This is a genomic window from [Clostridium] fimetarium, assembly GCF_900111235.1.
GTDB classification, from domain to species: Bacteria; Bacillota; Clostridia; order Lachnospirales; family Lachnospiraceae; genus Clostridium_N; species Clostridium_N fimetarium.
Window position 1 is genome coordinate 63338 of the sequence record NZ_FOJI01000011.1, and the last position, 20291, is coordinate 83628.

Annotated in this window: 17 protein-coding genes; 15 read left to right on the forward strand and 2 right to left on the reverse strand. The window is 33.4% G+C overall.

Features of this window, described 5'->3' with window-relative positions; genetic code table 11:
- The first annotated feature begins 81 nt into the window (after positions 1-81).
- Positions 82-1590 carry a hypothetical protein gene (locus BMY18_RS13905; RefSeq protein WP_092455074.1) on the forward strand — a complete coding sequence of 503 codons (1509 nt, stop codon included), beginning with the start codon at positions 82-84 and terminating at the stop codon, positions 1588-1590.
- 91 nt (positions 1591-1681) lie between these two features.
- On the opposite strand, the gene BMY18_RS13910 is transcribed toward BMY18_RS13905, so the two are convergent.
- Positions 1682-2686 (reverse strand): ABC transporter substrate-binding protein, encoded by a 1005-nt coding sequence (locus tag BMY18_RS13910; RefSeq protein WP_092455077.1) that lies wholly within the window; start codon positions 2684-2686, stop codon positions 1682-1684.
- 191 nt (positions 2687-2877) lie between these two features.
- Between BMY18_RS13910 and BMY18_RS13915 the strand changes: the two genes are divergently transcribed.
- The 8 genes from BMY18_RS13915 (at position 2878) to BMY18_RS13955 (ending at position 11292) form a co-directional block, all read left to right on the forward strand.
- Positions 2878-3336 carry a YaiI/YqxD family protein gene (locus tag BMY18_RS13915; RefSeq protein WP_242941046.1) on the forward strand — a complete coding sequence of 153 codons (459 nt, stop codon included), beginning with the start codon at positions 2878-2880 and terminating at the stop codon, positions 3334-3336.
- 522 nt (positions 3337-3858) lie between these two features.
- Positions 3859-4635: an adaptor protein MecA gene (locus tag BMY18_RS13920; RefSeq protein ID WP_092455079.1), complete on the forward strand. Its 777-nt coding sequence runs from the start codon at positions 3859-3861 to the stop codon at positions 4633-4635.
- 14 nt (positions 4636-4649) lie between these two features.
- On the forward strand, positions 4650-5891 hold the full coding sequence (locus BMY18_RS13925) for a transglutaminase domain-containing protein (RefSeq protein ID WP_170841415.1): 1242 nt from the start codon (positions 4650-4652) through the stop codon (positions 5889-5891).
- A 21-nt stretch (positions 5892-5912) separates the two neighbouring features.
- Complete coding sequence (locus BMY18_RS13930; RefSeq protein WP_242941049.1) at positions 5913-7646, forward strand: ABC transporter ATP-binding protein; 1734 nt, start codon at positions 5913-5915, stop codon at positions 7644-7646.
- Between the two features lie 101 nt (positions 7647-7747).
- Positions 7748-8092, forward strand: coding sequence for a tautomerase family protein (locus BMY18_RS13935; protein ID WP_092455082.1), 345 nt, complete (start codon positions 7748-7750; stop codon positions 8090-8092).
- Positions 8093-8270: 178 nt separating this feature from the next.
- A complete protein-coding gene (locus BMY18_RS13940) occupies positions 8271-9464 on the forward strand; it encodes a pyridoxal phosphate-dependent aminotransferase (protein ID WP_092455083.1) in 1194 nt (397 codons plus the stop codon).
- A 76-nt stretch (positions 9465-9540) separates the two neighbouring features.
- Positions 9541-10599 carry a histidinol-phosphate transaminase gene (gene hisC, locus BMY18_RS13945; protein ID WP_092455085.1) on the forward strand — a complete coding sequence of 353 codons (1059 nt, stop codon included), beginning with the start codon at positions 9541-9543 and terminating at the stop codon, positions 10597-10599.
- 381 nt (positions 10600-10980) lie between these two features.
- Positions 10981-11292: a TIGR04104 family putative zinc finger protein gene (locus BMY18_RS13955; protein ID WP_092455089.1), complete on the forward strand. Its 312-nt coding sequence runs from the start codon at positions 10981-10983 to the stop codon at positions 11290-11292.
- Between the two features lie 214 nt (positions 11293-11506).
- Here the strand turns inward: BMY18_RS13955 and asnB are convergent, their stop codons facing one another.
- On the reverse strand, positions 11507-13348 hold the full coding sequence (asnB, locus tag BMY18_RS13960) for an asparagine synthase (glutamine-hydrolyzing) (RefSeq protein WP_092455091.1): 1842 nt from the start codon (positions 13346-13348) through the stop codon (positions 11507-11509).
- Between the two features lie 427 nt (positions 13349-13775).
- Between asnB and BMY18_RS13965 the strand changes: the two genes are divergently transcribed.
- From BMY18_RS13965 to thyA, 6 genes are all read left to right on the forward strand, one after another.
- Positions 13776-14984: an NADP-dependent isocitrate dehydrogenase gene (locus tag BMY18_RS13965; protein ID WP_092455093.1), complete on the forward strand. Its 1209-nt coding sequence runs from the start codon at positions 13776-13778 to the stop codon at positions 14982-14984.
- A 41-nt stretch (positions 14985-15025) separates the two neighbouring features.
- On the forward strand, positions 15026-15619 hold the full coding sequence (locus tag BMY18_RS13970) for a CDP-alcohol phosphatidyltransferase family protein (protein WP_092455095.1): 594 nt from the start codon (positions 15026-15028) through the stop codon (positions 15617-15619).
- Positions 15620-15642: 23 nt separating this feature from the next.
- Positions 15643-16221, forward strand: a complete 579-nt coding sequence (locus tag BMY18_RS13975) for a putative ABC transporter permease (RefSeq protein WP_092455096.1) — start codon at positions 15643-15645, stop codon at positions 16219-16221.
- Positions 16222-16297: 76 nt separating this feature from the next.
- Positions 16298-18106 carry a glycerophosphodiester phosphodiesterase gene (locus tag BMY18_RS13980; RefSeq protein ID WP_092455098.1) on the forward strand — a complete coding sequence of 603 codons (1809 nt, stop codon included), beginning with the start codon at positions 16298-16300 and terminating at the stop codon, positions 18104-18106.
- 54 nt (positions 18107-18160) lie between these two features.
- Positions 18161-19405, forward strand: a complete 1245-nt coding sequence (hflX, locus tag BMY18_RS13985; RefSeq protein WP_092455099.1) for a GTPase HflX — start codon at positions 18161-18163, stop codon at positions 19403-19405.
- 17 nt (positions 19406-19422) lie between these two features.
- Positions 19423-20253, forward strand: coding sequence for a thymidylate synthase (gene thyA / locus BMY18_RS13990; RefSeq protein ID WP_092455102.1), 831 nt, complete (start codon positions 19423-19425; stop codon positions 20251-20253).
- Positions 20254-20291: the final 38 nt, after the last annotated feature.

Here is a 20291-nt window from a genome sequence, read left to right on the forward strand (position 1 = left end):
AATTGCAGTTAAAATAGAATTAAAAATTGCATTTATAATAAATTTTAAAAACGCATTAAAAAATTGAAATGAGAAAATAAAATGATTAATTTAAGTTATGAGAAAATAAGAAAATATTGTCTGATTTATATCACCTTGCCGGTTATTATTTTTCTACTCGGATGGATCAGACTTCAGTATTCTATTGTAGCAAGTGTAATGCTACTGTTTGCTGTTTATACTATTTTTAAACAAAAGAAGAATCCTGAAAAAAACTTAGCACTATCTTTTAAAATGCTTGCCGTTTTATGCTTGATAGCGCTCGTCTGGTGCTTCTTTGCAGGACAGGGTGGATATTATTACCAAAGTGCTGATTACGACTGCCGAAATGCGATATTTAGAGACATGATTAATTTCAAATGGCCTGTAATATATAAATATAATAATACTGCACTCGTATACTATATTGGATATTGGATGCCAGCTGCACTTGTCGGAAAGTTTGCTTTCTTGGTAAGTAATTCAGCTTCAGTTGCATGGGCGGTCGGAAATTTCGCACTGCTTATTTGGAGTACCTGTGGAGTTTTGCTGGTATTTTTACTGCTGATAACCACAGTGAAGGCAAATACAAGAAAAAAGATGATTGCAACAAGCTTATTGTTCATATTTTTTAGTGGATGTGATGCTTTGGGTTATCTCTTATTTAAAAATGGGTTTGCTTGGCATATTGAATGGTGGGCTAGTTTTTATCAATTTAGTTCTATAACGACCTGCCTTTTTTGGGTGTTTAATCAGACTGTTATTTCATGGATAATAATTTTGTGTTTAATAAATGAAAAAAGCGTTAAAAATTTTGCATATATAGGTGTTATGGCACTCCCGTCCGGACCGTTTCCGTTTCTTGGCATATTCATTTACTGCATATGTATTGCAATGAAACATGGACTGAAAGCAATGAAGCAAAAAGAAATAAAAGGATTTATAAAAGATATATTTACAATACAAAACATTTTTTCCTGTTTGGTGATCGTTCCGATATATCTACTATATTATTCAAGTAATTCAGCAATGAATAGCAGTGGAAATAATTCCAATGGAGGTTTTGGTTTTTACTGGGACCAAATAAACTGCAATCTGACTACGGAATTGTTGCGTTATTCTATGTTTTTAATTCTTGAAGTAGGAGTGTACGCTGTTGTTATTTATAAGAAGAACAAGAAAAATATCTTGTTTTACATTACAGTTATTTCTTTGATGATTATTCCTTTATTTAGAATGTGCGATTCAGCAGATTTTGCTATGAGAGTTTCAATACCTGCAATAACTGTTTTAGGCTTTATGGTTATCGACTATCTGGTTAATAATTTTAATGACTTAAAAACCACAAAAAAATTGAAGAAATATACATATATCGTATTATTAAGCATTTATCTAATTGGAAGTGTGACTCCTATGATAGAATTTGGACGTGGTATCCATAATGTAATCTATTATAAGAAAATAGACTTGGTGAGTGATGATATAAAAACTTTTAATAGATATGGGAAATTTGATAATTTTACAACTTTAAAGTATTCGGAGAAACCGTTCTATAAGTATTTTGCAAAATAATAGATAAGGCTTATTATAAATAAAATACCAGCGGAGATAGGCAAGAGATATGCTCCACTGGTATTTTTAAAAATTTTGATAAAATGAATGATTATTTTACAGCTTCTTCTGCATATTTAGTATTAACCAAATCAGCATAAGGAGCTTTCTTGGTTAATACACCTGCTTTGTCAAGAATATCTTGAAGTAAATCAAAACTAGATTGTTCAAAAATAGTATTGGCTTTCCAAGTATTTTGTGTTTTATATCGTTCTACAATCGTGGCAATGCTTGCTACATCAGTACCAGGAAACTGTGGAGCAATTATTTTGGCAATATCTTCGGATGAGTGTGAATTTACATAATCCAGACCTTTTTGAATCGCATTTGTAAATGATTGGATTATTGCAGGGTTTTTCTGGATATAACTAGTTTTCGCTGAGTAAGCAGTATATGGAACATATCCGCTATCAATGCCAAGCGAGGTAACAACATAGCCTTTATTTGCTTTTTCAAGTGAACTTGCAAAAGGTTCAAATTCTACAGTGAAGTCACCTTGACCACTTGAAAATGCTTCAGCGGTAATTCCAAAAGCGATATTTTGAACGATAGTCACATCATTTTTGATATCAACTCCATTATTTTTAAGAATGTATTCTAGGATCATTTCAGGCATGCCACCGGCTCTGCCGCCAATAATCGTTTTACCTTTTAAATCGGTCCATTTAAAATTAGTTAAGTTTGTTCTGCCAACAAGAAAGTTACCTGCACGTTGCGTAAGTTGAGCAAAATTGACTACATAGTCTTCAGATCCCTCATTGTAAATATAAATAGAGGATTCTGATCCCATAAATCCAATTTGTGCTTCGTTAGAAACGAGTGCAGTCATAACTTTATCGGCGCCGCTAGAATTAACTAAGGTAAGGTCGATTCCTTCATCTTTGAAATAACCGTTTTCAATTGCTACATACTGAGGTGCATAAAAAATCGAATGAGCTACTTCGCTTAAAGTGATTTGGGTGAGTCCATTTTCTTTTTTGCCACAACCGGAAAATATTGAGGCAACCATCAGTGTTACTAGAAAAATTGCAATGTAACGTTTTGATCGTTTTAACATAAAAAGGTATCTCCAAGGATTCATTTATTATTATGGTATGTAGTGCTATATTAAATGTTCATTCATAAGAATAGGTATAGAAAATAACAGATTTAACTAAACATATTTTTTTAATATGTGATATTATAAGTGTGAGTGATAAATAATTCACATAAAAAAGGGTTGATAAGTAATCAAGAATGAGGTATGAAATGACAATGATTTATGTAGATGCTGATGCTTGCCCTGTAGTAAAGCAGGTTGAAAAAATTGCAAAAAGTTCCAATATTCCAGTTGTATTATTATGTGATACCAGTCATGTTTTAAATTCAGAATATAGTGAAGTGATTGTTGTTGATGCAGGTGCGGATTCAGTTGATTTTGCATTAATTAATCGTTGCAAAAAAGACGATATTGTAGTGACGCAAGATTATGGCGTTGCATGTATGGCCTTAAGCAAAAAAGCATTTCCAATTCACCAAAGTGGAAAATGGTACACAAATGAAAATATAGATGAACTTATGATGGTTAGACATTTATCAAAAATGGCAAGAATGAAAAGCAAGAGTCATTTGAAGGGGCCAGCAAAGAGAACGGAGGATGACAACAAAAGATTTGAAGAGTCATTTCAAGCGCTTATCGAAAAGGTTTTGGTAAAAAAAACTTTATAAATATAAAATAAATATAAAATTTCAGATTTTAGTGGTTATTATTGAAAAAAGTGATAATATTATAAATATATAATATGTGTAACTGGAAGTGGATTGGATTAGAATAGGAGGCCAACCATGAAAAAACTTGAGTATGCAAGGAAAAGTAGCATTCCTAATATTGATATGAGCTACGTTTTAACTATAATTTTTTTGCTGATAGGTATTTTATTTAATATCTATGTGTGTCAGTGCATTCTAGGAATAAGAAGGTAATATGAGATCAATTACAATCATGAAATTAATACGAAACAAAAATGGCATAGATATTTATGAAGGATTCCTAAGGAAAAAATCATAATGACCTATGCTGTTTTTATATAAAGTCTTTATAAAGAGTCTATTATTTTGCATAGTAAGTATGATATAATTATATAATAGCAAAAACGAAAGAGGATTTTGAATATCCAATTTAGTCGATACATAAATTATAAGATAATAATTGTATTATAATATAGTTAGGAAGGGTAAAAGGAAGTACATATGAAATTTAAAATGATTGATGAATACACAGTTAGATGTGTTCTTACGGAAGATGATATGATAGAGAATGATATTGAATTAGAAGATTTTTTCCATAATAGAGAAAAAGTACATAATTTATTGGAAGTTATTATGGACAAAGCTAAGAATGAAGTAGGATATGAATTGAATGAAGATGTTTTATCTATGCAGATAATGCCACTTCCTAGGAATGGATTAGCAATAACAATATCAGGAAAAAATGACAATGATGTTATTGATATTATGGGTAAAGTGAATGAACTTGCAAGTATAACAGGAGATGATTTAGAAGATAGTGATAAAGATAGTGATCAAGATAGTGATGAGGACAATGATGGGATTTCACGGGATACGGAGTCGCTTAATGATCTAGGATTAATTGATACAGAAAAATTAATTAAAAAGGCAGCTCAAAAAAATGAAAGAGCAATTGATGGGACAAATCCTAAAAATGGGATTAAGATATTTAGATTTGCATCGTTAAATGAAGTGGAAGCATTCTGTATGACAATGCAACGTCCGAAATATGTGCTAAGCCATTTGTACAAGGATAATATGCAAAATTGCTATTATCTTGTTATTGAACAAGGTAGATTTACTATAAAAACATTTAATATGGTATGTATCATGGCAACTGAATTCTCGGATTTGATATCACATCAATCATTAAGCATGGTATTTATTAGAGAGCATTGTGAATTGTTTATTAGTAAAAAAGCGATTGCTGTAATGAGGAAAATCGCATCTGTTAATTAGAAATGGAGACGACTATGAAGATAAAAGGATTGAATCTGTTTTTATCTGCAATATTAGTTTTAAGTTTGGCTGCATGCACAACTCCTAATTCGAATAAAGGGTTGTCGTCAGCACAGTCTAATGACTCAACTATATCAGCGCTAGCTTTAAACAGTGATCAAAATACAACTGAGGATAACGCTTCTACACAGTTAGATGCAAAAAGTACACAAGCTAACAAAAACGCCGCAAATGCTACTGAAGTAAACAATAATATACAAAATAGTAATGATTTACAAGATAGTAGTGATTTACAAGCTGCAAACGAAAGTGATAATAACAAACAAGTTACACAAGCGCAGAATAATACTACAACGAATAATGATTTAATCCAAAGAAAAGCAGTAATTGATAATGTTGTAATAGATACGACACAAGAAGTGGCTACACAAGCTCCGATTGTTGGAAATGGTAATAGTAGCTCGGTTACACAAACGAGTAGTGAAAACAACTTTAGTTTTATTCAAGCATCAGGATCATTTAGGTCATGGGATGCTTATGTGCAATATCTAAAAAGTAACGGAGCTACATATGTTTCTTCAACAGCAGAAGCTATTACTGTAATCAATAATATTTGTAAGAATGCACAGAGTGGAATGAATTTATGTTTTTCAGGTGATGTAGATATTGCTTCACTTGTGAATGTTTTGCCTAAAGATACTACTGTGTCAGGTTATATTGACGTGAATGTTTCGGAGTGTGAGTACATATATAATGATTACTATTTTGCAGCGAAATTCACATGGTGGACTTCATCTTCTGAAGAGGCAGCAGTCAATTCTTTAGTAGCGCAAATGCTTCCATCTTTGAATCAAGGAACTACATATGACAAAATTAAAAATGTACATGATTACATTTGTAATATAGCAAACTATAGCACTGCTACACTTACTGGCGCTGCAGATGATTTCTCGGCATATGATGCTTTGTACAAAAAACTAGCGGTATGTCAAGGATATGCTTTGTCATTTCAGAAGTTCATGGATGCCATGGGAATCGAAGCCCAAATTGTAAAAGGTGATATAGACACAAAACTTGCAAAAGGATCTCACGCATGGAATATTGTGAAATTAAACGGGGCATGGTATTGTGTCGATTGTACATGGGATGGACAAGATGACAGTACAAGATACGATTATTTCTTGCTAGGAGCGAAAGAGTATCCGTATGGCATTACGGGTGGGATCAATTTCGCGCCATCTAGGTATATTAAATAAAGATTAGAGGAAGATAAGTTGATTGAACATAAATGGAAGAAATTTTTTTCCTATTATATACCTTATAAAAAGGTGTTTTGCGCAGATATGTTTTTTGCGTTTTTAGGAGCAGCAGTTACCCTGGTAAATCCACTTTTAATTCGATATATTACAAGTGATGTAATCTATCGTGGAGACCAAGCACTCAAGATTATTTTGATAATTTCACTTATTATGGTTTCATTAGTCTTGGTGGAATGTTACAGCAATTATTTCATTGCGTATTATGGGCATGTTATGGGTGCTAAGATGGAATATGATATGCGTAATGAGATATTTGAACATTTTCAGAAACTGTCTTTCAAGTTTTATGATAATCAAAAGACAGGTCAGTTAATGTCGCGAATTACAAATGATTTATTTGATATTACAGAATTGTTTCATCATGGACCAGAGGATATTGTCATTTCACTAATCAAATTTGTGGGAGCCTTTGTTATATTAGCATTTGTTAACTTTAAGTTAGCATTAGTAGCATTTGCAATTATGCCTATCATGTTTGGGTTTGCATTTGTATATAATAAAAAAATGAAGCACGCATTCAAGCAGAATCGTGTTAAAATCGCCGAAATAAATGCACAGATTGAAGATAATCTTTCTGGAATACGAGTAGTGAAATCGTTTGCCAATGAGAACATTGAGATGAAGAAGTTTGAACGTGGCAATACCGGATTCCTGAATAGCAAAAAGAATAGTTACAAATATATGGGTACTTATCATGCGGGCCTTGGAGTATTTACAAGCCTTATAACAATTATTGTAATTGTTGTTGGCGCAATATTTATTACAAAGGGCATGCTAAATATTACAGACTTGATTACGTTTTTGTTGTATATAAGCAACTTGATTGAACCTGTGAAGAAGCTTATTAACTTTACGGAACAATTCCAAAATGGCTATAGTGGATATGAGCGTTTTCTCGAAATATTGTCGGAAGAACCTGATATTGTGGATAATAAAAATCCATTTACACCAAAATCATATAAAGGCGACATTGAATTTAAAAATGTGTCTTTTAAATATGATGAAAATAGTGCAGATGTACTTGCAAAAGTTAATCTCAAAGTGAACGCAGGAGATTACATGGCGCTTGTTGGATCATCAGGTGCAGGAAAATCTACGCTTTGCAGTCTTATTCCCAGATTTTATGATGTTACAGAAGGTGAAATTACAATTGATGGAATGGATGTTAGGAATATTAAGCTCCGAAATCTTCGAAATAATATTGGGATAGTTCAACAGGATGTGTATTTGTTTGCTGGAAGTGTATTCGAAAACATTAAGTATGGCCGACCAGATGCAACAGATGAAGAAGTGATTGAGGCAGCAAAAAATGCGAATGCACATGAATTTATTATGCAATTACCAGATGGATATGATACTTATATTGGGCAACGTGGAATTAAGCTTTCTGGTGGACAAAAGCAAAGACTTTCAATTGCTAGAGTATTTTTAAAGAACCCTCCAATCTTGATATTTGATGAAGCAACATCTGCTCTTGATAACGAGAGTGAAAAAGTAGTTCAGGAGTCCCTTGAGAAGTTGGCAAATCACAGAACGACATTTGTAATTGCCCATAGGCTTTCAACAATTAGAAATGCGAAAAAGATACTTGTTCTTACTGAAAATGGAATAGAAGAACAGGGTACGCACGATGAACTTATGAATTTTGAGGGCGCATACAGTAGACTGTATAATGCAGCAGGTGGCGTTTGATAAATATTTTGAAAACGGCAAATATTAGAATTGTTTTAGGGGTTTCATAGAATAGGAAACCATAATGTAAAATAGAATACGAATCATAAGGAGAATGAGATATGCCATTTATTAATTCAAAAGTTAATGTAAAGATATTACCGGAGCAAGAGACAGAGCTTAAAATGAAACTTGGAAAGGCAATTGAGCTGATACCAGGGAAAAACGAAAGCTGGCTCATGCTTTCCTTTGAAGATGAATGTACCTTGTACTTTAAAGGTGAGAACAGCTGTAAGATAGCATATGTGGAAGTTAAGGTATTTGGATCAGAAAACAAGGAAGCATTTACACTGATGACGGCTGCAATCTGTCAGATATATGAAGAAGTGCTAGGAATTGCACCAGATAAGATATATGTTAAGTATGAAGCCGTAACCAATTGGGGTTGGAATGGCATGAATTTCTAAAGGATAAGTTTATTTCATTTATTTTAGATTATTAAAAGCGTTAGGATTGCAGTTGACTTCGTTTCAACTTTACTTCTAGGGCTTTTTCTGGTTTTACAGTTGTAAATTTCATTTATTTGATATATTATAAGTTAAGTATTTTTTAGATTAAATTGAAAGAAACACGGAGGAATGTGCAATGATAGCAGATAATATGTTAGGTTTAGTAAAAAATAGTTCAGTTATTAGAGCTATGTTTGAAGAAGGAAATAGATTGGCAAAGATTCATGGAGCTGAGAATGTATACGACTTTAGTTTGGGAAATCCGAATGTGCCAGCACCAGCAGAAGTTGGGACTGCAATTCAAGAGATTTTAGACGAAGAAAAGTCTACATATGTTCATGGATATATGAGCAACGCAGGTTATGAAGATGTTAGAAAAACCATTGCGCAGTCAATCAATCAGAAGTTTGATACAACGTTTGATGCAACGAACATTGTGATGACAGTAGGTGCTGCAGGCGGTTTGAACGTCATTTTAAAGACGCTTCTTAACCCTGGCGATGAAGTTATTACATTTGCACCATTCTTTGGTGAATATAGAGGCTATACAGCAAACTATCAGGGGATACTTGTAGTAGTAGCGCCTAATACTGTAGATTTCCAACCAAATCTTACGGAGTTTGCATTAAAGATTACGAAAAAGACGAAGGCAGTTATTGTAAATAATCCAAACAATCCAACAGGCGTTGTATATTCTAAAGAAACTGTCAAAAAAATGGCTGCTATTTTAGAGGAAAAACAAAAAGAATTCGGTACGGATATATATATCGTTTCAGATGAACCATATAGAGAATTGGTATATGATGGCGTTGATGTTCCATATCTTACAAAGTATTACAAAAACACAATCGTGGGCTATTCTTACAGCAAATCCCTTTCACTTCCAGGGGAGAGAATTGGATATCTTGTGATTCCTGATGAAGCTGCTGATAGTGAAGATATCAAGGCAGGTGCAAGTGTTGCAACTAGAATACTTGGATTTGTAAATGCACCATCGCTTATGCAAAGAGTTGTAGCGAAGTGTGTAGATGCAAAATGTGACGTAGAAGCATATAACAGAAACAGAGAATTATTATATAATGGATTAATTGATCTAGGATTTGAATGTGTAAAGCCACAGGGCGCTTTTTATTTATTCGTAAAATCTCCAACAGAAGATGAAAAAGTATTCTGTGATATTGCTAAGAAATATAACGTATTGATTGTACCAGGAAGTGCATTTGGTTGCACTGGATATGTAAGAATTGTTTATTGTGTATCATATGACACAATTAAGAATTCACTTCCCAAATTTGCTGAAATTGCAAAGGAACTTGGCGTAACGAAATAATATAGTTGTTTTTAGTAGATTTGGATTTCACAATCTTAATTAAATGACCGGATAAAGCCGTCAGATGGGAGCTATTATGAATGCTTGGGAAAAAAATATTAGAAAAGTTGTTCCATATGTTCCGGGAGAACAGCCAAAGGAAGATGGAATAATAAAATTAAATACGAACGAAAATCCATATCCTCCAACGCCAAAAGCAACGCAGGTGGCAGCTGAATTTGATATGGATACATTAAAGTTATATCCAGATCCAGATGCATTTGCCCTTGTAAATGTATTGGCAGATTATTATGGATTAAATAGTGATCAAGTATATGTTGGTGTTGGATCGGATGATGTTATTGCAATGGCATTTATGACATATTTTAATTCGGATAAACCAATTCTATTTCCTGACATATCATATTCGTTTTATAGTGTATGGGCAGACCTTTATAAGATACCTTATGAAAGACCATCGCTCGATGACAATTTCAATATAATCGCATCAGATTACTACAAAGAAAACGGTGGGGTGATATTTCCGAATCCAAATGCACCAACAGCAGTATATACAACATTGGATATTGTTGAAGATATTATAAAGCACAATCAAGATGTAGTCGTGATTGTGGATGAGGCATATATTGATTTTGGTGGTAAATCTGCACTTGAGCTGATTGAAAAATATGATAACTTATTAGTCGTTCAGACATTTTCAAAGTCACGTTCAATGGCAGGAATGAGAATTGGTTATGCTATGGGGAACAAAGCGTTGATTAAAGCGCTCAATGATGTGAAATTTTCATTTAATTCCTATACAATGAATGCAACATCTCTTGTGTATGGGGTTGAGGCGGTTAAGGATGATGAATATTTTAAAACTTGTATAGATAAGATAGTAAAAACAAGAGAAGTTGCGAAGAAAAGGCTTACGGAGTTGGGGTTTACGTTTACGGATTCTAAGGCGAATTTTATATTTGCTACGCATAAGAGTGTTAAGGCGAAGGATATATTTGAAAAGTTGAAAGACGAGCATATTTATGTGAGGTATTTTAATTTGCCTAGGATTGATAACTATCTTCGGATTACGGTTGGGACGGATGAAGAGATGGGGAAGTTGGTTGAGGCGTTGAGGGAGATTGTTGAGGAGTAAAGGCATATTATAATAATTGGGGGGGATTTATATGGCAGTTATGACTATGAGTGTTTTATCAGCTTTATATATAATTTATAATATTATTTGCTATTTTAAGGAAAACGTTATTTATTCCATTAGGAAAGTCAACTTAGTAATAATCAATCATAACTTCTTTAAAATACAATTATATTTAAGTTGTGTAAATGCTGTTGTGTTAACTATAATTATTTATGTATGGGATAAATTTGACCTTCGATTTTTTTTCGTTCCTATGTCAATAACATTTTTTGGGATTAACTATTTGATAAAATATATTGCTAGATTAAAAAAATATGTAGAATAAATGATTGTTGATATTATATTGGGGTTAATTTATGTAATTATAGGGGGATTATAATGCAAAAATGCAAGAAATGTAATGATAAATTAGGGTATAAAAATATATTTTGGACATTATTATTTGGTTATGCACCTATTATATGTGAAAGTTGTGGTTGTACGTATTATGTGAGATTTTCTACAAGAATAATTTATGCATGTTTGATTGCACTTCCGCCTCTTTTGATGAATCATTTATTTAATGCTTTGAATTTTGCTAATAGGTCTGATGCACTTGTGTGCTATTTGATTTGGGTTGTATTTGTGATATTGGTAATGCCATTTGGGGCAAGGTATTATACGAAAGATGATGGGAAAGTGGGAGAATAAGTTGGGGGTACAGGAAAGGCCTTGCGGCTTTCCTTGGTGGAATGGGGAAATGGGGATTTAGGGAAAAGTAAGGGGGGCCACTCGAGAGGTAAGCAATGACCATCTCGAAAAGCCTGCGGCTTTCCTCGATGGATGGCTTGCGCCATATATAAATAACAATCAATAAACGGCCGGAAGAGAGCAAGCTCTCTTCCGGCCGTTTATTGATTGTTATTTATGCATTGCTTAATGCGTTGCCAAAGAATTCTTCATACCACACCAAAAACATATATACGGTCCATATCTTTCTTGAATTATCTTCTTTACCATTCTTATGGTCATCAAGGAATTTTACGATTACATCTGTGTTGAAGTATTTTTGTGCTGCTTCGCTTGTGAAGGAGGTTTTGACTATATTATAATATTTGTCATCGCGAAGCCAGATTCTGATTGGGACTGGGAAGCCTAGTTTTTTCTTTTCGGCTACCATGTCTGGTAAATATCTGTGAGCGGCCATACGCATTGCGTACTTTGTATTTTCTTTGTTCACTTTGTATTTTGTAGGAATGTGTCTTGCTACTTCAAATACTTCTTTGTCGAGGAATGGAACACGAACTTCAAGAGAATGTGCCATACTCATTTTATCTGCTTTAAGAAGAATATCTCCAATTAGCCAGAAGTTAATGTCGATGTACTGCATTCTTGTAACGTCATCAAGTCCTTTTACTTTGTCATAAAAAGGTTTCGTAAGGTCCATATGGTTGAATTTTCCAGTAGGATTCTTTAAAATCTTACTACGTTCTTTTTCATTGAACATAAATGCATTGCCAATGAATCTTTCCTCAAGTTTTTTGCTTGCACGGATAAGATAATTCTTGCCCTTGATTTTAAAAGGAATGAGGGAAGCAACTTTTCCAATTAGAACGCGGATTGGCTTTGGAATCTTTTGCATTGGTTTAAGTGCGAAAGGCTCTCTATAAATGTTATACCCACCAAAGAATTCATCAGCACCTTCGCCAGAAAGTGCTACTTTAACGTGTTGTGCAGCGGTTTGACTTACAAAGTAAAGTGCAATCGCAGATGGATCGGCCAAAGGCTCGTCCATATGATATTGGATTTTAGAAATAGCACCCCAGTATTCTTCGGTTGTAATTAATTTGCTGTAGTTATCAATTTTGATTTCTTTCGATAGTGCTTTTGCGTAATCGATTTCGTTATATTTATCATAATCAAAGCCAACTGTAAATGTCTTGTCACCGTTAAACGTGGCTGCAACATAGCTTGAATCTACACCACTTGAAAGAAACGATCCAACTTCTACATCACTGATTTTGTGGTGCTCAATTGAGTCATGCATAGCTTTGTCAATGTTTTCAATAATAACATCAAGTGAAGCATTGTCATCAGCTTCGAATTTTGGTTCCCAGTAACGTTTTACGTTAAGTTCGCCACCTTTAAAGGTTAGGAAGTGTGAAGGCATAAGCTTGTAGATTCCTTTAAAGAAAGTCTCTTCTAGAACTGAGTATTGAAATGTGAGGTAATTTTCAAGTGCAACATCGTTAACAGCCTTCTCATATTTTGGGTAAGAAAGAATGCTCTTAATTTCGGAAGCAAATACAAGATTACCATCTACAACAGCGTAGTAAAAAGGTTTGATACCAAAGAAATCACGTGCTCCAAATATAGTATCATTCTTGCTATCCCAGATAACAAATGAAAACATTCCACGTAACTTTTGCAGCATAGCTTCTCCATACTCTTCATATGCGTGAATAAGAACTTCTGTATCGGAGTTATTTTTGAATATATGGCCTTTACTTAAAAGGTCTTCTCTTAAATCCATGTGATTATATATTTCACCATTAAATACGATTACCACATCGTTAGTTTCATTATACATAGGCTGGCTTCCATTATCCAAATCAATAATACTAAGTCGTCTAAAACCCAAATATGCTTTGCCATCCATGTGTTGTCCAGCACTATCGGGGCCTCGATGAATAATTTTATTCATCATATTAGTAAGAACGTTTTCACCGTCCTCAAGATATCCAGTAAATCCAACAAATCCACACATAATGTGCCTCCTTATATATCGCAATGTAACTTTGTTACATTACGTTGCGAGGTTTTCAAAAGAAAATCTCGTGAATCACTCTTGTATTTGAGTTAAATTATCTATAGTTTTAACAACAATTATGAAGATTATAGCAAAAATATGAAAAATCGTCAAATTTACAGCACATTTTTTCAAAAAATAATACATACTAAAGTACATACTATAATATACATCATAAAATTAAATAAAAGAGAAATATTTATAGAAAAAACAAGGAATTTTAAAAGATAAATATTAAAATTTAAGATTAAAGAAATATTAAGATGCTTTAAATTCAAAATATTTAAAACATATTTAGGCGGATACGACGATATGTAGGGTTTACAAACCCTTATAAATGCCTTATAATATTATTTTATATGATGAATGAAAGAGGTAGATAAAAATGGAAAAGATTAAGATGATAACACCACTCGTTGAGATGGACGGAGACGAGATGACTAGAATTTTATGGAAGATGATTAAGGATGAACTCTTAAATCCATTTATCGAACTTAATATAGATTATTATGATCTTGGACTTAAATATAGAAACGAAACAAATGATCAGGTTACAATTGATTCAGCAGAAGCTACCAAAAAGTACGGTGTTGCAGTAAAATGTGCAACAATTACACCGAATGCTGCTAGAATGCCAGAATACAATTTAAAAGAAATGTACAAGAGTCCGAACGGAACAATCAGAGCAATTCTTGATGGTACAGTCTTTAGAGCACCAATCATAGTGAAAGGTATCGAGCCTCTCGTAAAAAACTGGAAGAAACCAATTACAATTGCTAGACATGCGTACGGAGATGTTTACCGAGCATCAGAAATGAGAATCCCTGGTGCAGGTAAAGCCGAAATCGTATTTACAGCAGAAGATGGTTCAGTAACAAAAGAATTAATTCATGATTTCAAAGGACCAGGAATTGTCCAAGGTATGCACAATCTTACGGATTCAATTGAAAGCTTTGCAAGAAGTTGTTTCAATTTTGCACTTGATATTAAGCAGGATTTATGGTTCGCAACTAAGGATACGATTTCAAAAAAATATGATCATACATTTAAAGATATATTTCAAGATATGTATGATGCAGAATACGATGATAAGTTCAAAGCAGCGGGCATAGAATACTTCTATACATTGATTGACGATGCTGTTGCTCGTGTAATGCGTTCAGAAGGCGGATATATTTGGGCTTGTAAGAACTATGATGGCGATGTTATGAGTGATATGGTAGCAACTGCATTTGGATCACTTGCAATGATGACATCAGTACTTGTGTCTCCACAGGGCTATTATGAATATGAAGCTGCACATGGAACAGTTCAAAGACATTACTACAAGCACCTTAAAGGTGAAGAAACATCAACTAACTCAGTGGCAACAATTTTCGCGTGGACAGGTGCACTTAGGAAACGTGGTGAGTTAGATGGAAATAAAGAACTTGGAGTGTTTGCAGATAAGCTTGATGCTGCTTGTATTAAGACGATTGAAGCTGGAAAAATGACGAAGGATCTTGCGTTAATCACATCGATTCCAGATGTGGCAGTCCTTAATAGTTATGATTTCATCAAAGCAATCAGAGCTACATTAGAAGAAATGCTTTAAAAATTATGGGTATCGGGTATATAATTTAGGAGGGTGCATAAATGAATTTCGAAGTAAACCATTTATTTAAAATACCAAACTTATTGTGTTATCTAAGAATTATTTTGGTACCAGTATTTTGCATTATGTTTTTTGGAGCAGATACAGCAGGGGATTATTATATGGCGGCAGGAATCGTACTCATTTCTGGATTTACAGATTTTTTAGATGGTCAAATCGCTAGAAGATGTAATATGATTACAGATGTAGGAAAGCTTTTGGATCCGTTTGCAGATAAATTAATGCAGTTGGCAATGATTATATGTCTCACAATTAAAATTAAGTTTATGTATTTATTGGTGATTTATCTTATTGTTAAGGAAGTTTCTATGTTCATAGCAGCCATAGTTATATATAAGAAGTACAATAGACGTTTGAATGGAGCGAAATGGTACGGAAAGGTGTGTACAGCGGTTCTATATGCTGTTATGCTAACATTAATCGCATTTCCAGGGCTGAACAGTTATATCCAAAAGTATTTGATTATTGTATGTGTATCTGCGCTAACTTTGGCATTTGTTATGTACATTAGAATTTATATAAAAATGTTAAAAGATACGAAGCAAGGGAATAAAGAAATTGTGATTTATTATTAATAAGTACGGGGGGAGCCAAAAAGATGATTCATTATTATTTTCACAACATGGATATTAACCAATTCGCATTTTGGTTTTTTCTTTACAGTTTCTGTGGATGGTGTATGGAGTGCGTAGTGATTAGGCGTGATTTAGGGCACTGGGAGAATAGAGGATTTGCAAAAATGCCATTTTGTGTGATATATGGCGTTGGAACATTTATTGCATATCACTTGTTTGCACCAATTCAGAATAACTATTTTGCTCTATATATTGCAGGTGCGATTGGGGCAACAATATTTGAATACTTAACAGCCAACATTATGATGAAGCTTTTTGGGGAAGTATGGTGGAATTACGAATATAAAAAGTTTAACTATAAAGGTGTGATTTGTTTGGAAAGTTCTTTGGGATGGGGACTTTTATCATTGTTTATATTTGGATTTTTCAATAAGCGTGTTGAATTTTTTGTTAAATCATTGAATCATGAGTTTGTAGTAGTTATAAGCTCCGTTATAGTAATATCATATTTGGTTGATTTTACATATCATTTTACAAGGTCTGTTTTTGCAAAAAGGGATCAGGAAGATGTTGTAAATAATAGTTTAAATGATTTTGTTTAATTAAATTAAAATAAGGATGTCACTTATTTAGGGACATCCCTTTTTTGTTAGTTAGGTATAGAATATAGGAGTTGTTATGGGTAGATTTTTTAGAGAAGACTGGAAGCTGCTTAAAAAGGGTGGAAGGAATATGTTCCTTTTTGAAATTTCATACAAGATGATTGCGGTGGCCGTTGTATATCCTTTGGTGATTTTATTGATGAATTTTGCAATTAAAATGGTCGGGGTACGATATTTAACAAATGAGTACATTATTAAAGTTATTACAAATCCAATTGTGATATTTGCTTTAGTGTGCTCGTTTTTGACTATTGCGGTCTATTCTTTATATGAAATGATATTCATCTCCTCATGCTATGAATTTAAGAAAAAGCGTCATAGAGTATCGTTAGTTCAGACTGCACATATGTCATGGAAAATCTTTTCCAAGGTTTTTAAATTTAAGAATTGGATTTTAATACCTTTTACTTTAATATCTTTATTAGCAATTAATATAGTGGCTATTTTGAATTTGATTGTTTCAGGAACAACAAATAATTTGTGGGCTTCGTATGTTATGAAATGTTCTTGGAAGAGTTGGGTTATAATTATTTTTGTATCCTTATTAATCTATATTCCGTCTATTTTAGGATGTTTTGCAGTAAATATTTTTATGCTTGAAGATGAGAACTTTAAGGTGTGCTATAAAAAGAGCTTTCAAATAGTCAAAAAAAATATATTTAGAATATTTGGTACAATAGTAATATATAATATTGCTATTGTATTTGTGATTATATTATTGTACGCGATTTTATCGGTGATACTTATAGCGGGAGTTAGAATCCTTGATATGGCATACATTGGAAGTGCTGTATATTTGTCTGCGCTTAGAATTTTCAGAAACGGTGTTAAAATGTTTTTGGTATTTATATCAGTTCCAGCTTCTTATACAGTGATCTGCAGGTTGTATTATAAAATATGTAAAGAAAATAAACATAATCGTTTACCAAACGTATTAGTGGAAAAGAAGCCAAAGAGAAATAGAATCGTACTTGTAATTTTGGTGGTTATGGCAATAACTTTAAATATTACCTATGTAGTTATGGCATTTAATAAGAATCCATTTGATAAGGTAGCTATCCTTAGTGATATTAAGATTACGGCGCATAGAGGAAGCTCTCTAAAGGCCCCAGAAAACACCCTTGCAGCGTTTGAAAAGGCAATAGAGGATATGGCTGACTATATTGAATTGGATGTTCAGCAGACAAAAGATGGAGCTATTATTGTGATGCATGATCCTAATGTATATCGAACAACAGGCGTAAATAATTTTGTATGGGAAATGACGTTACAGCAGGTGAAAGAACTAGATGCGGGTTCATTTTTCTCACAAGAATATACAGGCGAGAAAGTTCCTACCCTAAATGAAGTGATTAAGCTGGTAAAAGGAAAGGCAAAGCTAAATATAGAAATCAAACCAAGTGGGCATGATTCAGATTTGGCAGAGAGTGTTGTAAAAATAATAGAGGACAATAATTTTAGTCAGGATTGTATTGTAACATCATTTGATTATGGAACATTAAAGAAAGTGAAAGAAATTAATAAGGATATTGAAGTTGGATATATTCTTTCGGTTGCTTATGGAAATTTCTACAATATGGATGATGTTGATTTCTTTAGTGTAAATGCATCTTTCTTATCAAAAATCACTGTGGATGCGATTCATAATGCAGGGAAACAAGTCCATGCGTGGACGGTAGACAATACAGTTTCAATAAAAAATCTTGCAAATAAAGGTGTAGATAATATTATTACAGATGTTCCGATTGCTGCAAAGGAAGTCATATATTCAAGAAATACTAGTGAAACCCTCATAAATATGATAAAATATGTATTTAGTAATTGAGAAATAAAGCGAATCTGATTCGCGTTAAGTAAAATAGATGGGAGAAAAAGTCTTATGGCAGAAACATTTGAAATGGCAGAAGAGGTTGAAAAGTTAATACTTCTAAGTGTAAAACTTCAAGAAGATGACGACACAGAAGAATCCTTAGATGAACTTGCGGAACTGGTTAGAACAGCAGGAGGTGAAACTGTTGGTAAAGTAGTTCAAAATAGAGAAAAAGTCCATCCAGGAACTTATATTGGAAAAGGAAAAATCGAAGAAGTAAAAGAATTGTTATGGCAACTTGGAGCAAGTGGTGTTGTGTGTGATGATGAATTATCACCAGCACAGATGAGAAATCTTGAGGCTGAACTTGATACAAAAGTCATGGATAGAACGCTTGTAATCCTTGATATATTTGCAAATAGAGCATTAACAAAAGAAGGTAAGATTCAAGTTGAATTGGCGCAGCTAAAATATCGTTCTTCAAGACTAGTGGGTCTAAGAAGTTCATTATCAAGACTTGGTGGAGGTATTGGAACAAGAGGCCCTGGTGAAAAGAAAATTGAAATGGATAGACGTTTAATCAAAGATAGGATTGTACAGCTGAACAAAGAACTAGATGATGTTAAGTCTCATAGAGAGGTGACTAGACAACAAAGAAGCAAAATCTGTTCTACTGTAATTTCAATTGTAGGATATACGAATTCTGGTAAATCGACATTGTTAAATAAGTTAACAGATGCCGGAGTCCTTTCTGAGAACAAGCTGTTTGCAACGCTTGATCCAACAACTAGAAACCTACTACTTCCTAGTAAAGAGCAGGTACTTATCACGGATACAGTTGGTTTTATAAGAAAGCTTCCTCATAATTTGATTGATGCATTTAGAGGAACATTAGAGGAAGCAAAGTACGCTGATATCATTATTCATGTTGTGGATAGTTCTAATCCAGATATGGAAAAACAGATGGCAATCGTGTATGAAACTTTAAGTGATTTAGGAGTTAGCAATAAACCTATAATTACTTTATTTAATAAAAGTGACAAATTAGAAGATAAGCCTATATTTAAGGATTTTATGGCCGATGTTACACTTCAAGGTTCAGCAATGACTGGAGAAGGATTAGACAAATTAAAAGAGATTATAGACGATTTGCTTAGGGAAAAAAAGATCTATGTGGAACGTTGTTATCCATTTAGTGAAGCTGCAAAGATACAGATTATTAGAAAGTACGGTCAGTTGATAAGCGAAGAATATACGGAGAACGGTATTGAAGTTAAGGCGTTTGTACCTAAGGAAGTATATAGTCAAGTTTAAGGAGGGATTAAGGACATATGAGTTTTGCAGATGGTTTATTTATTAATATGTGTAAGGATATTCTTGAAAATGGAGTTAGTACGGAAGGTGAGAAGGTAAGACCAAAGTGGGACGACGGCTCATCTGCATATACAATTAAAAAATTTTGTGTAGTGAATCGATATGATTTATCAAAAGAATTTCCGGCCATTACGCTCAGAAGAACGGCATTTAAGAGCTGTATAGATGAAGTTCTTTGGATATGGCAGAAAAAATCGAATAATGTGAAGGATTTAAATAGTCACATTTGGGATAGTTGGGCAGACGAAGATGGTTCGATTGGTAAAGCATATGGATATCAGTTAGGCGTAAAGCATAAGTATAAAGAGGGCGAAATGGACCAAGTTGACAGAGTCCTTTTTGATCTAAAAAATAATCCATATAGCAGAAGGATTATGACTAATCTATATGTGCATCAGGATTTACATGAGATGAATCTATATCCTTGTGCATATAGTATGACATTTAATGTAACCGATAATAAGTTGAATGCTATTTTGAATCAGCGTTCACAAGATATTCTCGCAGCAAATAATTGGAATGTTGTTCAATATGCAGTGCTACTTCATATGATAGCGCAAGTAAGCGGACTTGAAGTGGGCGAACTCGTTCATGTGATTGCAGATGCACATATATATGATAGACATATTCCAATCATTAAGGAACTGATTGAACGACCAACATTTGACGCACCTATCTTTCATATAAATCCTGAAATTAAGGATTTTTATGAATTTAAAACTGATGATTTTTCACTTGAAAATTATCAGTTTGGTCCACAAGTTAAAGGGATTCCAGTTGCTGTTTGATTTTAGGCTTATGTTATTTAAATTACGAATAAATTGGA